The sequence below is a fragment of the Buttiauxella noackiae genome (genome assembly GCF_000737905.1).
GTDB lineage: Bacteria > Pseudomonadota > Gammaproteobacteria > Enterobacterales > Enterobacteriaceae > Buttiauxella > Buttiauxella noackiae.
Map to the genome: position 1 here is coordinate 1457441 of NZ_JPRU01000002.1, position 14531 is coordinate 1471971.

General features: G+C 49.9%; 10 protein-coding genes. 5 read left to right on the forward strand and 5 right to left on the reverse strand.

The genetic code is table 11. The annotated features are described in order from the left end of the window. Positions 1 to 48: 48 nt before the first annotated feature. Positions 49 to 1686 carry a glycerone kinase gene (locus tag IX31_RS15140; RefSeq protein WP_034459585.1) on the reverse strand — a complete coding sequence of 546 codons (1638 nt, stop codon included), beginning with the start codon at positions 1684 to 1686 and terminating at the stop codon, positions 49 to 51. 136 nt (positions 1687 to 1822) lie between these two features. Between IX31_RS15140 and IX31_RS15145 the strand changes: the two genes are divergently transcribed. Next, positions 1823 to 3325, forward strand: coding sequence for a helicase HerA-like C-terminal domain-containing protein (locus IX31_RS15145; RefSeq protein ID WP_034459588.1), 1503 nt, complete (start codon positions 1823 to 1825; stop codon positions 3323 to 3325). 245 nt (positions 3326 to 3570) lie between these two features. Here the strand turns inward: IX31_RS15145 and lptG are convergent, their stop codons facing one another. Both lptG and lptF read right to left on the reverse strand, forming a co-directional pair. After that, positions 3571 to 4650 (reverse strand): LPS export ABC transporter permease LptG, encoded by a 1080-nt coding sequence (gene lptG, locus IX31_RS15150; RefSeq protein WP_034459590.1) that lies wholly within the window; start codon positions 4648 to 4650, stop codon positions 3571 to 3573. Next, on the reverse strand, positions 4651 to 5754 hold the full coding sequence (lptF, locus tag IX31_RS15155; protein WP_034459591.1) for an LPS export ABC transporter permease LptF: 1104 nt from the start codon (positions 5752 to 5754) through the stop codon (positions 4651 to 4653). It lies immediately after the preceding gene. 276 nt (positions 5755 to 6030) lie between these two features. Between lptF and pepA the strand changes: the two genes are divergently transcribed. The 3 genes from pepA to IX31_RS15170 all read left to right on the forward strand — a co-directional run bounded on the left by pepA (position 6031) and on the right by IX31_RS15170 (position 11013). Continuing rightward, the gene (gene pepA / locus IX31_RS15160; RefSeq protein ID WP_034459593.1) at positions 6031 to 7542 is read left to right on the forward strand and encodes a leucyl aminopeptidase; all 1512 of its coding nucleotides are present in this window, start codon (positions 6031 to 6033) and stop codon (positions 7540 to 7542) included. A gap of 150 nt (positions 7543 to 7692) precedes the next feature. Then, on the forward strand, positions 7693 to 8151 hold the full coding sequence (locus IX31_RS15165; protein WP_034459595.1) for a DNA polymerase III subunit chi: 459 nt from the start codon (positions 7693 to 7695) through the stop codon (positions 8149 to 8151). A gap of 6 nt (positions 8152 to 8157) precedes the next feature. After that, positions 8158 to 11013, forward strand: a complete 2856-nt coding sequence (locus IX31_RS15170) for a valine--tRNA ligase (RefSeq protein ID WP_034459597.1) — start codon at positions 8158 to 8160, stop codon at positions 11011 to 11013. Positions 11014 to 11064: 51 nt separating this feature from the next. Here IX31_RS15170 and IX31_RS15175 read toward each other — a convergent pair whose 3' ends face one another. Then, positions 11065 to 12270 carry a YjgN family protein gene (locus IX31_RS15175; protein ID WP_034459598.1) on the reverse strand — a complete coding sequence of 402 codons (1206 nt, stop codon included), beginning with the start codon at positions 12268 to 12270 and terminating at the stop codon, positions 11065 to 11067. Between the two features lie 196 nt (positions 12271 to 12466). Between IX31_RS15175 and IX31_RS15180 the strand changes: the two genes are divergently transcribed. Next, positions 12467 to 12970, forward strand: coding sequence for a GNAT family N-acetyltransferase (locus IX31_RS15180; RefSeq protein ID WP_034459599.1), 504 nt, complete (start codon positions 12467 to 12469; stop codon positions 12968 to 12970). Between the two features lie 53 nt (positions 12971 to 13023). Here the strand turns inward: IX31_RS15180 and uhpT are convergent, their stop codons facing one another. Beyond that, on the reverse strand, positions 13024 to 14415 hold the full coding sequence (gene uhpT, locus IX31_RS15185) for a hexose-6-phosphate:phosphate antiporter (protein WP_034459600.1): 1392 nt from the start codon (positions 14413 to 14415) through the stop codon (positions 13024 to 13026). Positions 14416 to 14531: the final 116 nt, after the last annotated feature.

The following is a 14531-nucleotide window of genomic DNA, read 5'->3' on the forward strand; positions in this document are numbered from 1 at the left end:
TACAGCTTCAATTCGCAGGTCGGATTAGCTCAGCGACATCCGGCATAATCAGTTAATGCCTGCAAAGACCGCCGCAATCGCCACAGCCCCAGGATCTTTCACCCCTTTCAGGTTATCGCTGTTCACATATGACGAGCGCCCGGCATTCGCCTTTTGCATCTGTGCCGTTGCCTCTGCGCCATCTTGCGCAGCCTTCACAGCAGCGTTCAGGCCACTCTCTTTCAAGGCTTCAAGCGCGGGTTGTAATGCATCTATCAATGTACGATCGCCAAGATTGGCCCCGCCGTAGCGTTTCATCTGCTCGAGGCCAAACAATAACGCATCTGCAATCTTTTGCTTGTTAGCGACTTTTTGCCCGGCAGCTGTGAAGAAAATAGACATCAGCACGCCGCTTGAACCACCCATGACTGTTGCCAGGCGTTCTCCGACTAACTCAAGCAGTGATGCGGTATCATTTAATGGCAGCTTTCCGTCATCGTTAAGCTGCGCGATATCCCGCGCGCCCTGTGCAAACGTGGAGCCGGTGTCGCCATCCCCGACTTTTGCATCCAGTGCATTTAACACTTTTTCCTGCTCAATCAGCGTTTTCGTGATGCGGTCAACCAGTGCTTTAACCGTGTCGTTGTCAGACGGTTTTGCATGCGTCCCCCCACGAATGACATTGTGTTTTTGCATCGGCATCGCATGGAGTTTTACCATCGGGTGCCAGCCTGCGGTTTCGACATCCGCCTGCAACGCTTTAATAAATGTCTCATTCAGAGCAATGGCCGAGAGCGAAAACCCTTTCATATCGAGCGCAGTAACCAGCGGTGCAGGGCCAATCAAATAGTCGATTTGCTCTTTCATTTCTGAATACACTAACTCTTTAGTCAGGATGGTCATTTCCAGCGATGACACACCGCCCAGGTTGTTTACCAGTACCGCAAGTCTTGCCTCTTTACCGGTTTTCTTATGCAGATGTTTTACCAGGGTAGACACGGTTTCCTGGCTATTCTGGCTGGCAACGGTGCTTGCTCCAGGTTCGCCGTGAATACCCAGCCCTAACTCAACATGACCGCCTTTGATGCGCCCTTCTTCCTCGTTTTGATCGGGAAGATTGCAGGTTTGCATGGCGACACCGATGCTGGCAATGCTGTCGCAGGCGCTTTGCGCGATGTCTCGAACATCACTCAATGATTTCCCCTGCTCTGCGGCAAAGCCCGCAATTTTATGTACCAGTACCGTCCCGGCAATTCCACGCGGCTGCTTGTTATCCGGCAACGAAATATCGTCACCAACAATCACCATCTCCACTTTCAGGCCATATTTCTTTGCCTTTTCTGCCGCCAGCCCGAAATTAAGACGATCGCCGGTATAGTTTTTAACGATAAGCAGACAACCTCTGTCTCCCGTTACCGCCACAATTGCATTTAAAACCGCATCCACACTTGGGGAAGCAAATAAGTCACCACATACCGCAGCGGTGAGCATCCCCTTCCCAACAAAGCCTGCGTGTGCGGGTTCATGGCCCGAACCACCGCCAGAAATAATTGCTACTTTGCTTTTGTTCCAGTCTTTGCGTACCACCACGCGAATAGCGGGATCGGTATCTAACCGGGCCAGGTTATGAAAACGAGAGCTGATGATGACGCCTTCAATAGCATCGCTGACCATTTGCTGACGGTCATTAAAGAAGAATCTGGACATATTTCCTCAACAATAAGTAATACATATGCAAAGCATAGCCTTTGCTGCGAGAGATGCCGCAATCCAGGATTTTTGAGTGATGACGTTCCCTATCCACTTGCTATGCTTATGGAAATGTCGCCACAGGAAAATCACCATGACTGCGCCACTCCTGATTGCCAGAACCACTGAACAAGAACTACATCTGTTGCCCGGCATGGCAAACCGTCACGGGCTAATAACCGGTGCTACGGGCACAGGCAAAACCGTGACGCTGCAAAAACTAGCCGAGTCATTTTCAGAAATCGGTGTGCCAGTATTTATGGCTGATGTAAAAGGCGACCTCACAGGTATTGCGCAAGAAGGTGCTGAATCGGAAAAATTGCTCGCAAGGCTTGCAAAAATTGGCGTGACGGACTGGTCACCTCATAGCAATCCCGTTGTCTTGTGGGATATTTTTGGCGAAAAAGGCCATCCGGTGCGAGCAACGGTGTCCGATCTTGGCCCACTGCTACTTTCGCGCCTGCTCAACCTCAATGAAGTGCAAGCAGGTGTACTGCAAATCATCTTCCGCATTGCCGACGATCAGGGTCTATTGCTGCTCGATTTTAAAGATCTGCGCGCGGCGACGCAGTACATCGGCGATAACGCAAAATCGTTCCAGAACCAGTATGGCAACATCAGTAGTGCATCTGTGGGCGCTATTCAGCGTGGGCTATTGCAGCTTGAGCAACAGGGCGCTGAATACTTCTTTGGCGAACCAATGCTGGATATCAAAGACTGGATGCGCACTGATGCTAATGGTAAGGGAATTATCAATATTCTATCGGCCGAAAAGCTCTATCAGATGCCGAAACTGTACGCCGCTAGCCTGTTGTGGATGCTTTCTGAAATCTATGAGCAACTCCCCGAAGCGGGCGACCTGGAAAAGCCAAAACTGGTGTTCTTTTTCGACGAAGCACATCTGTTGTTTAACGATGCACCACAAGTATTGTTGGACAAAATCGAGCAGGTTATTCGCCTGATTCGTTCCAAAGGCGTTGGGGTCTACTTTGTTTCCCAAAACCCGTCTGATATTCCGGATGCGGTATTAGGGCAGCTTGGCAACCGCATTCAGCATGCACTGCGTGCTTTTACGCCTAAAGACCAGAAAGCCGTTAAAACTGCCGCACAAACCATGCGCGCTAATCCAAAATTCGATACCGAAAAAGCGATTCAGGAGCTAGGCACCGGCGAGGCGCTGATCTCTTTGCTGGATGAAAAAGGCAGCCCGACGATAGTTGAGCGAGCCATGGTTATCGCGCCATGTTCACGCATGGGGCCGGTCACCGATGATGAACGCAACGGGCTTTTGAACCATTCAACGTTGTACGGTAAATATGATGAAACGGTCGACAGGGAATCGGCGTATGAGCGCTTACAACAGGGCGTTCAGACAGCTGGCGAACAACAAAATGCACCACCCGCTAAAGGTGAATCGGTGGCCGTTGATAACGGTATTCTCGGCGGGCTAAAAGATATTCTGTTTGGTACTACGGGGCCGCGAGGCGGCAAGAAAGACGGCGTGGTGCAAACCATGGCGAAAAGCGCGGCCCGTCAGGTAACTAACCAAATTATTCGCGGAGTTTTAGGCAGTATTATGGGCGGGCGTAAGCGCTGATTTTCTCATTTCAGCCATTTTGTTCGATGAAGGCCAGGTAAGAAAATCCGACAATACCCTAAATAATTCGAGTTGCAGGACAAAAGGCTTCAGCCTTTTGAACAGCGCTTGCGCTGGCCCCAACGGGGCGAGGCTTTGCCGAGTAACGCGGCAAGGGAGCTTATCCCCAGGAGCTTACTTAAGTAAGTGACTGGGGTAAGTGAGTGCAGCCAACGCCCTTGCAGCTCGAAGTATGACGGGTATTTTTAACCTGAGCGCTTCATCATCATCCAGAGACTGATAAGGAAGAACGTCGCACTTGGTAACAAAGCACCCACAATCGGCGGAATGCTATACACCAGACTTAGCGGGCCAAAGATTTGATCAAGCACGTAGAAGACGAAACCAAAGCTGATACCGGTGACAACCCGCACACCCATTGGCACGCTACGCAGTGGACCAAAGATGAATGACAGCGCCATCAGCATCATTACCGCAACAGAAAGCGGTGCAAAGATTTTGCTCCACATGTTGAGCTGGTAACGCCCGGCATCTTGTCCGCTGGATTTCAGGTACTTCACATAATTGTGCAGTCCGCTTATAGAAAGCGCATCCGGGTCCAGCGCCACCACACCCAGCTTGTCTGGGGTCAGGTTAGTTTTCCACTCACCGCTAACGGTCTGGGCACCGGTAATTTGCTTCTCATTTGTCAGGTTTGATTCATCAACCTGAGACAAACGCCACACCTTATGTTCCACATCGTACTTGGCCGATGCCGCATAACGAACCGATTGCAGGCGGCGTTCGTTGTTAAAACTATAAATACTCACGCCCGCCAAATCGTTATCGCTTTTCACGCGCTCGATATAGACAAAATTGTGGCCATCTTTCGCCCACAAGCCTTGCTGAGTTGTCAGCAAAGAACCGCCATACATCTGTTGTGCGCGGTAGTTACGGGCCATTTGTTCGCCTTGCGGAGCAACCCATTCACCAATCGCCATGGTCAGTAACACCAACGGAATAGCAGTTTTCATCACCGAAAGTGCGATTTGCATTCGCGTAAAACCAGAAGCTTGCATCACCACTAGTTCACTACGTTGCGCCAGCATCCCCAACCCAAGTAGAGCACCAAGCAGTGCCGCCATCGGGAAAAAGATCTGGATATCTTTTGGAATGCTAAGCACGGTATACACACCCGCACCCAATGCTGAATAGCTACCCTGCCCGGCCTTTTTCAACTGGTCGACAAACTTAATAATGCCCGACAGCGACACCAGCATGAAGAGTGTCATCATGATGGTGGTAAAGATGGTTTTACCGATATAACGGTCGAGAACACCAAACATTTATGCCGCTCCTCGTGTTCTGCTAAAGCTTGCACGTAGCTGGCGCATCGGCACTGTATCCCACACATTGAGGACAATCGCGATGGCAAAATAGACCAGATTAACCAACCATATCCAGATCAGCGGATCGATTTTCCCCTTCGCCGCATTCGATTTCAGCGAGGTCTGAAGCAGGAAGAAAATCAGATACAACAACATAGCTGGAAGCATTGAAAGCACGCGCCCTTGTCGTGGGTTCACCACGCTTAATGGCACCACCATCAACGCCATAATGACAACGGCCATAATGAGCGTCAGACGCCAGTGCAGTTCAGCGCGAGCATTTGGCGAATCGTTTGTCCACAGAGCTTTCATGTACATCTGACTGGAGTCTTCAGGGTCAAGCGCCACCGTCTGGTGCCCGACAATCGCCTGATAATCCTGGAAGTCAGTAATACGGAAATCGCGCAGCAATGCCGTACCTTCAAAACGGGTGCCGGTATTGAGCGTCACAACCTGCGAGCCGTCCGGGCGCTGGGATAAATGACCGGAATCCGCAACCACTACCGATGGACGTGCATTACCTTTCGGGCGCAATTGAGCCAGGAAAACGTCTTTAAAACTTGAACCGTCAACGCTTTCAATGAACAAAACTGAGTTGCCGTCGGTCGCTTGCTGGAATTGCCCTTGAGCAAGTGCAGCCATACCAGGGTTAGCTTTGGCCTCAGCCAATACTTCATCCTGATGACGAGAAGACCACGGCCCAAGCCACATTACGTTGACTGTTGCAATTGCACCGGTAAAGAGTGCGAGGATCATTGCAGCTTTGATCAGCACAGCTTTACTCAAACCGCAGGCATGCATTACCGTGATTTCACTTTCGGTATACAGTCGGCCTAGCGTCATGAGCAGCGCAAGGAAAAGGCTAAGTGGAAGGATGAGCTGCGCCATTTCAGGCACACCAAGTCCTAACAAAGAAAGTACGAGGTTTGTCGGAATATCGCCGTCAACCGCCGCCCCGAGAATCCTGACCAGCTTCTGACAAAAGAAGATCAGTAGCAGGATGAAGAGGATCGCAAGTTGGCTTTTGAGCGTCTCCCGAACCAGATATCTTATGATAATCACATTAAATACGCCTGTGAAAACGAGTCTTTTTGCAGGAAAATCGCTTGTTTCATCGCTTATACGTCATTTATTCTCTTGAGTCGTCGAAAACATCGCTAAGATTAAAAAGCCCGGCATAATACTGGCGCTGGGTGATTAAAATGACGTAGCCGAAACCGTAAAAAACATACTCGTAAGATTAACACGAAGTCATCGCAACCGCGGAGATGAGTTACGAAAGCTTGCAATTCTAGCTGTAGCCACCGCCGTTGTCTTTAAGATTCAGGAGCGTAGTGCATGGAGTTCAGTGTAAAAAGCGGTAGTCCCGAGAAACAGCGTAGTGCCTGCATCGTTGTGGGAGTCTTTGAACCGCGTCGCCTGTCCCCGGTCGCCGAACAACTCGATAAAATCAGCGATGGCTACATCAGCGCGCTTTTGCGCCGTGGTGAGCTCGAGGGGAAACCCGGTCAAACTTTGTTGCTCCACCATGTTCCAAACGTCCTCTCAGAACGCATTCTACTGATTGGGTGTGGCAAAGAGCGTGAACTGGATGAACGTCAGTATAAGCAAGTTATCCAGAAAACCATTAATACTCTGAACGATACTGGTTCAATGGAAGCGGTATGCTTCCTGACCGAACTGCACGTTAAAGGCCGTAATACTTATTGGAAAGTACGCCAGGCAGTTGAAACGGCAAAAGAGTCTTTGTATAGCTTTGACCAGTTAAAAACCAACAAAAGCGAGCCACGCCGCCCGCTGCGTAAAATGGTCTTTAACGTGCCAACCCGCCGCGAACTGACGAGCGGTGAGCGCGCAATTCAGCACGGCCTGGCGATTGCTGCTGGTATTAAAGCGGCAAAAGATCTTGGCAACATGCCACCAAACATCTGCAACGCAGCTTACCTGGCTTCCCAGGCGCGTCAGCTCGCTGACTCTTACAGCAAAAACGTTGTCACTCGCGTAATTGGCGAACAACAGATGAAAGAACTGGGCATGCACTCCTACCTCGCAGTAGGTGATGGTTCTCAGAATGAATCACTGATGTCCGTTATCGAATACAAAGGAAGTGCCGATCCTGATGTGCGCCCAATCGTGCTGGTCGGTAAAGGCCTGACGTTTGACTCTGGTGGTATTTCTATCAAACCTGCCGAAGGCATGGACGAGATGAAATACGACATGTGCGGTGCCGCGTCCGTGTATGGCGTGATGCGCATGGTTGCTGAGCTTAATCTGCCAATTAACGTTATTGGTGTGCTAGCGGGCTGTGAGAACATGCCTGGTGGTCGTGCTTATCGCCCGGGCGACGTGCTGACGACAATGTCAGGTCAAACGGTTGAAGTGCTGAACACCGATGCCGAAGGCCGTCTGGTTCTTTGTGATGTGCTGACCTACGTTGAGCGCTTTGAACCTGATGTTGTAATTGATGTGGCTACGCTGACCGGCGCTTGTGTGATTGCTCTTGGCCATCACATCACCGGCTTGATGTCTAACCACAATCCACTGGCTCATGAGCTTATCAGCGCGTCTGAACAAGCCGGTGACCGCGCGTGGCGTCTGCCGATGGCCGATGAGTATCAGGAACAACTGGAAACCAATTTTGCTGATATGGCAAACATCGGTGGCCGTCCTGGCGGCGCAATTACCGCGGCCTGCTTCCTGTCGCGCTTTACCCGTAAATATAGCTGGGCACACCTGGATATCGCAGGGACAGCCTGGCGTTCAGGTAAAGCCAAAGGTGCAACCGGCCGTCCAGTGGCGCTGTTGTCACAATTCCTGTTGAACCGTTCAGGGTTTAACGGCGAAGAGTAATTTAACGCCCTTCGCGGCCTGCTTTTGTAGGCCGGATAGGCTTGCGTCATCCGCCGTTCCTGAAAAGAGGGTGGATGACGCTTCGTTTATCCACCCTACGAAGCTCCAGACCGATTAGATCTTACATATTCAAAATTAAAAGCTGGCTTAATGAAAAACGCGACGTTCTACCTGCTCGACAACGACACGCCTTCCGGTGAGTTAAGTGCCGTTGAAGCGTTGGTGTGTGAACTGGCGGCAGAAAGCTTTCGTGCAGGAAAACGCCTGCTGATTGCTTGTGTTGATGAACAACAAGCTATCCGTCTGGATGAAGCTCTTTGGCAGCGCGACGCGCACGCCTTTGTACCGCATAATCTTGCCGGTGAAGGGCCGCGTTATGGTGCCCCGGTAGAATTGGCCTGGCCGCAACGACGTGGTAGTTCACCACGCGATGTGCTGATTAGCCTGTTGCCACAATTCGCAGATTTTGCCACCGCTTTCCATGAAGTGATAGACTTCGTACCTTACGAAGACACTCAAAAACAACTGGCCCGTGATCGCTATAAGGCGTACCGCGTTGCTGGTTTCCACTTGACTACGGCGACTCATACCCCGCCGGGAACGACATAGCAGACAATGGAAAAGACATATAACCCGCAAGATATCGAACAGCCGCTTTACGAGCACTGGGAACAGCAGGGCTACTTTAAGCCAAATGGCGACACCAGCCAGGAAAGCTTCTGCATCATGATCCCGCCGCCGAACGTTACCGGCAGCTTGCATATGGGTCACGCCTTCCAGCAGACGATCATGGATACCATGATTCGTTACCAGCGCATGCAGGGTAAAAATACTCTGTGGCAGGCGGGGACTGACCACGCCGGTATCGCAACCCAGATGGTCGTCGAGCGCAAAATTGCCGCCGAAGAGGGTAAAACCCGTCACGATTATGGCCGCGACGCCTTTATCGAGAAAATCTGGCAGTGGAAGGCAGAGTCTGGTGGCACCATCACCCGTCAGATGCGTCGTCTCGGCAACTCCGTAGACTGGGAGCGCGAGCGCTTCACCATGGATGAAGGTCTGTCCAACGCGGTGAAAGAAGTGTTCGTTCGCCTGTACAAAGAAGATCTGATTTATCGTGGCAAACGCCTGGTAAACTGGGACCCGAAACTGCGCACCGCAATTTCCGATCTGGAAGTTGAAAACCGCGAGTCCAAAGGTTCCATGTGGCACCTGCGTTATCCGCTGGCTAACGGCGAGAAAACCGCTGACGGTAAAGATTACCTGGTCGTCGCCACCACCCGTCCGGAAACCGTGCTCGGTGATACCGGTGTGGCTGTAAACCCGGAAGATCCGCGTTATAAAGATCTGATTGGCAAATTTGTTTTGCTGCCGCTGGTTAACCGCCTTATTCCAATCGTTGGCGATGAACATGCCGATATGGAAAAAGGCACCGGCTGCGTGAAGATCACGCCTGCGCATGACTTCAACGACTATGAAGTTGGTCGTCGCCATCAGCTTCCGATGATCAACATTCTGACCTTCGACGGTGATATCCGCGAGAGCTCAGAAGTGTTTGATACCAACGGCGAAGAATCTACCGTTTACGCCAACGACATCCCTGTGGAATTCCAGAAACTGGAACGTTTCGCCGCGCGTAAAGCCGTTGTCGCTAAATTTGACGAAATGGGCCTGCTTGAAGAGATTAAACCACACGATCTGACCGTTCCATACGGCGACCGTGGCGGCGTAGTTATCGAACCCATGCTGACTGACCAATGGTACGTGCGCACTGCACCGCTGGCGAAAGTCGCTGTAGAAGCGGTTGAGCAAGGCGAAATCCAGTTCGTGCCTAAGCAGTACGAAAACATGTACTTCTCCTGGATGCGTGATATTCAGGACTGGTGTATCTCTCGTCAACTGTGGTGGGGTCACCGCATCCCGGCCTGGTACGACGCCGAAGGCAATGTTTACGTTGGCCGTAACGAAGCGGAAGTTCGCGCTGAAAATAACCTGGGTGCAGACGTTGCTCTGAACCAGGACGAAGACGTGCTCGACACCTGGTTCTCTTCCGGTCTGTGGACATTCTCCACCCTGGGCTGGCCTGAGAACACAGAAGCGCTGCGTACCTTCCACCCGACCAGCGTGATGGTCAGCGGCTTCGACATCATCTTCTTCTGGATTGCGCGCATGATCATGCTGACCATGCACTTCATCAAAGATGAAGATGGCAAACCACAGGTTCCGTTTAAAACCGTCTACATGACCGGTCTTATTCGTGACGACGAAGGGCAGAAAATGTCCAAGTCCAAGGGTAACGTTATCGATCCGCTGGATATGGTTGACGGTATCTCCCTGGAAGACTTGCTCGAGAAGCGCACCGGCAACATGATGCAGCCACAGCTGGCTGAGAAAATCCGTAAGCGCACCGAGAAGCAATTCCCGAACGGTATTGAGCCACACGGCACCGATGCACTGCGATTTACGTTGGCAGCTTTGGCGTCTACTGGTCGCGACATCAACTGGGACATGAAGCGCCTGGAAGGTTACCGTAACTTCTGTAACAAGCTGTGGAACGCCAGCCGTTTCGTGATGATGAATACCGAAGACCAGGATTGCGGCTTTAACGGCGGCGAAATGGTTCTGTCTCTGGCAGACCGTTGGATTCTGGCGGAATTCAACCGCACGGTGAAAGCATATCGTGAAGCGCTGGATAGCTATCGCTTTGATATCGCTGCCAACATTCTGTATGAATTCACCTGGAACCAGTTCTGCGACTGGTATCTGGAGCTGACCAAACCGGTAATGAACAGCGGCACTGAAGCGGAACTGCGCGGTACGCGTAATACGCTGATTAACGTGCTGGAAGGTCTGTTGCGTCTTGCGCATCCGATCATTCCATTCATCACTGAAACCATCTGGCAGCGCGTGAAAACCTTCAAAGGCATCACAGACGATACCATCATGCTGCAACCGTTCCCGGCGTATAACAGCGCACAGGACGATGAAGCTGCGTTCTCTGATACCGAATGGCTAAAAGATGTGATTACAGCAGTGCGTAATATTCGTGCTGAAATGAACATCGCACCGAGCAAACGCCTGGATGTATTGCTGCGTAACGTCAGTGCAGAAGCGGAACGTCGCGTAAATGCGAACCGTACTTTCCTGCAAAACCTGGCACGTCTGGAAAGCATCACCCTGCTGCCTGCTGATGATAAAGGCCCGGTTTCCGTGACCAAAATCATCGAAGGCGCAGAGCTGCTGATTCCAATGGCAGGCCTGGTCGACAAAGCTGCTGAACTTGCGCGTCTGGACAAAGAGATGGCGAAGCTGGATGTTGAAATTACATCCATCGAAAACAAGCTGTCTAACGAAGGTTTTGTGGCTCGCGCGCCAGAAGCCGTAGTTGCGAAAGAACGTGAACGTCTGGCGGCATGTGGCGAAGCTAAAGTGAAATTGGCTGAGCAGAAAGAAACTATCGCTGCGCTGTAATTGAGTGCCTTGATATGAGAAGGCCGGGAGATTTCCCGGCCTTTTTTATGACTACAAACTGATATTTGGCACGATCCCACACGAAATTCGGCTCAAGATATCTGTGGCAATTTTGTCGTCATGGTCTTGCAGATCTAATGCATCTAAATCTCCATCCAACCAGGTATTATTCGCAAGGTAGCGACAATAGCGAACTCGCGCCCACGGATAGCCGAGCCCTAAAGTACAGACTGTCAGTAAACTATTTATTACTAGTTGGATAATAAAACCTGTCACCGTAAGCGTGGAACGGAAAACAATCTTTTCACTAAGAACTACCGAGTTAAAATAATAATCTCTCAGTGTGACATAGATATAGCTCCAACACAGTACTGCACCGAAAAAGTAAAGATAATAAGAAATTTGAACCATAAAGCTAATTGTTTCAAGTTCAGATAGTGTATATGGAGACCCGATATATCCCGATCGGGTTGCTGATACTCCTTTCACTAACCAAGAAAAATTTAATCCTGCTACTGCTATCAGTAATGGAAGCAGTACTAAGATACCACCAAGAATAATTTTGATGCATTTTCTGATACTAATTTCCGCACTAAAATTTTGCTTACCAAAACTCAGTCTGCTAAAAAACAAACGCAGCCACAATGCACTTGTAATGCCTTGTGCAATGCCAACTCCAAAAACAGCAAACATCATGGACATCGCAATGACAATCATCATGTTTTGAACATTAAAAGATATGGCACAGAAACCAATACTCATAACGATTATGCAAATAAAATAAACCGCTGAAAATAATAATACTGGGCAGCCTAACACTACCCACCATGCTTTCAACCCGCTACATTTAAAATTAAAGCGCACATTGTTAAGCATAGTTGATTGCATCTGATAACGAATACTTCTCATCATGAACCATGGTAAAAATAAAACAATCAAAGCAACTAAACACCAGGAAAGAGCAGATGCATGATGATAAATTGACATATAAAGCGAAAGTAAAAAAACACCTACAAATACCCAACTTACAAATATTGAGCCCCCTTTAGCATTATAGGAAAACCGAGATCCTGATAATTCAGTATGGCTATATAAATACTGTTTAGAACGTACAAATGCCCAGGGGGCGAAAACGCCAAGCGTTACTATTATTAACAATAAATTAACGATACAAAGACGAAAATACTCCTTCCCCAAACCATGAAACATTAGACTTCTTGAATAATTGACTTCTGTACACCCCTGTTGCTCAGACATAGTTATCCTTAAGGAATTATTCCTTATTATTTTTAATTATTAATACAGCCGAGTTTATCGATTAGCGATTGACGCACACTAACATCTTTAAATATGCCAAAACCCGAATCAATGAACATTTTAGAAACTTGCTTGTTAAGTTTCACAGTGGTATTAAAATGACCTGTCTTTCGCCAATTATCAATGAGTCCACGCTATGAATCTTGCTGCTCCGGTTGAAATCGCATTGCGCCGGATAACCCCCCAGGACAACGCGGCGATTGCCCGTGTCATCCGTGATGTTTCTGCTGAATACGGTCTAACCGCCGATAAAGGCTATACAGTGGCAGATCCTAATCTCGATGAGCTTTATCAGCTCTACAGCCAACCGGGTCACGCCTATTGGGTTGTGGAAGTAGATGGTGAAGTCGTCGGTGGTGGTGGAGTCGCGCCGTTAACGTGTAGCGAACCGGATATTTGTGAATTGCAGAAGATGTATTTCCTGCCGGTAGTGCGTGGCAAAGGGTTGGCAAAACGCCTGGCGTTACAGGCAATGGATTTTGCCCGCGAAGAAGACTTTAAGCGCTGCTATCTGGAAACCACTGCGTTTCTGACAGAAGCCATCGCGCTATATGAACGTCTTGGCTTTGAACATATTTCTGAGCCGCTTGGCTGCACCGGCCATGTGGATTGCGAAGTGCGGATGATTAAGTCTCTGTAATCGTTTGAAATGGGTTTACTGAATCTATTCGCTTCAGTAAACCCTGCAAATTTTTATTGCATCGCTAACCGTTGAATACGCTTATCACAGCGGATTTTGCGTTCTTCCATCACCGCAACCATTGCCATCAGTACGATACAACCCATTGCGGCGGCATCCAGTGCTGCGAAAGTTCCTGCCCAGCCAGTCAGACCAAAAATTGGCGTCCCATCGGCGATCATCCCGAGCCCTAACTTAGCAAAGCTGTCGCCAATCAGATAGGCGAAGGTACCTTTGATACCGTCAGCCGCACCGATAGCTTTTTTCGGAACGAAGCCGACTGCCGCCACGCCAATCAGTAGTTGTGGGCCAAACACCAGGAAGCCCAGCGCGAACAGCGATGCAAGGTAGACATACTGATTGCTGGCGTGCTGATAAACACCGAGGGTCGCAATGATTAATGCCAGCGCAACGCAGGCAACCAGCGCACGACGACCATTCGCCAGATCTGACAACCAGCCCCATAGCAACGTGCCGACTAATGCACCCACTTCAAAAAGTGTAAACCCCTGAATCGCCACTTCTTTGGAGAGTTTCAGCTCCTGGAAGGCGTAAACCGTGGACCACTGGTCAATACCGATGCGCACCACGTAGAGGAAGATATTGGAGAAGCACAACAGCCAAATAACTTTGTTCTTCAGCACATACTCCACAAAGATTTGCCATTTGGTCATCGACTCGTCTTCAGTCTCTTTATCTTCTTCGCTGAGTTCTTCGCTAAACAACTCTTCAGCTTTACCCAGGCCGTAAGACTCAGGGGAATCGCTGCCATAACGCAGGCCAATGAAGCCAACAATCAGCGCGATGATAGATGGGAAGATAAACATGCCAATAACGTGGCCGTCGAACAGGAGATTCGCGCCAATCAGCGCCACGCCTGCCGCACCAGCACCGCCCAGATTATGGGAGATATTCCACAGCCCCAGATAGGTTCCACGCTTGCGGCGAGGTGTCCATTTGGTAATGGTGGAGTAGCTGCAAGAGCCACCCGCGCTCTGGAAAAAACCGCTCAGGGCGTAGAAGGCGATCATCATAAACAGGCTGACCGAACCCGCCCCCATACTGGCGCTAAAGCCGAGCATACAGATAGCCGAGAGGATCAGCATAAATGGCAGGAACTGCTTGGTGTTTTTGCCGTCCGCATAATAGGAAACCAGGGTTTTACCCACGCCGTAGGTGATGGAAAAGCCCAGACCTATCATCCCCAGTTGCGTCATGCTCAACCCGTAGGTAGAGATCATGTCGTTCTGTGCAATGTTGAAGTTCTTGCGGATCAAATACATGGTCAGATAGCCGATAAAGACCACCAGGTAAGACTGCATGAACGGTTTGAACCACATCTTGCGCCGCACATCGAGCGGCAGATCCAGGGTCGGCTTGCGCACCTGATTTAATAAGGCCAGCATGGATTACTCCTGATTTAAAAACCTGCGTGATAGCAGGCATTGTAAAAATCAGCAGCGGCTTTGGCCTGAGATGGCTTCCAGGATAAACCTGGAAAATTTCTTAGTTTTGCGCCATT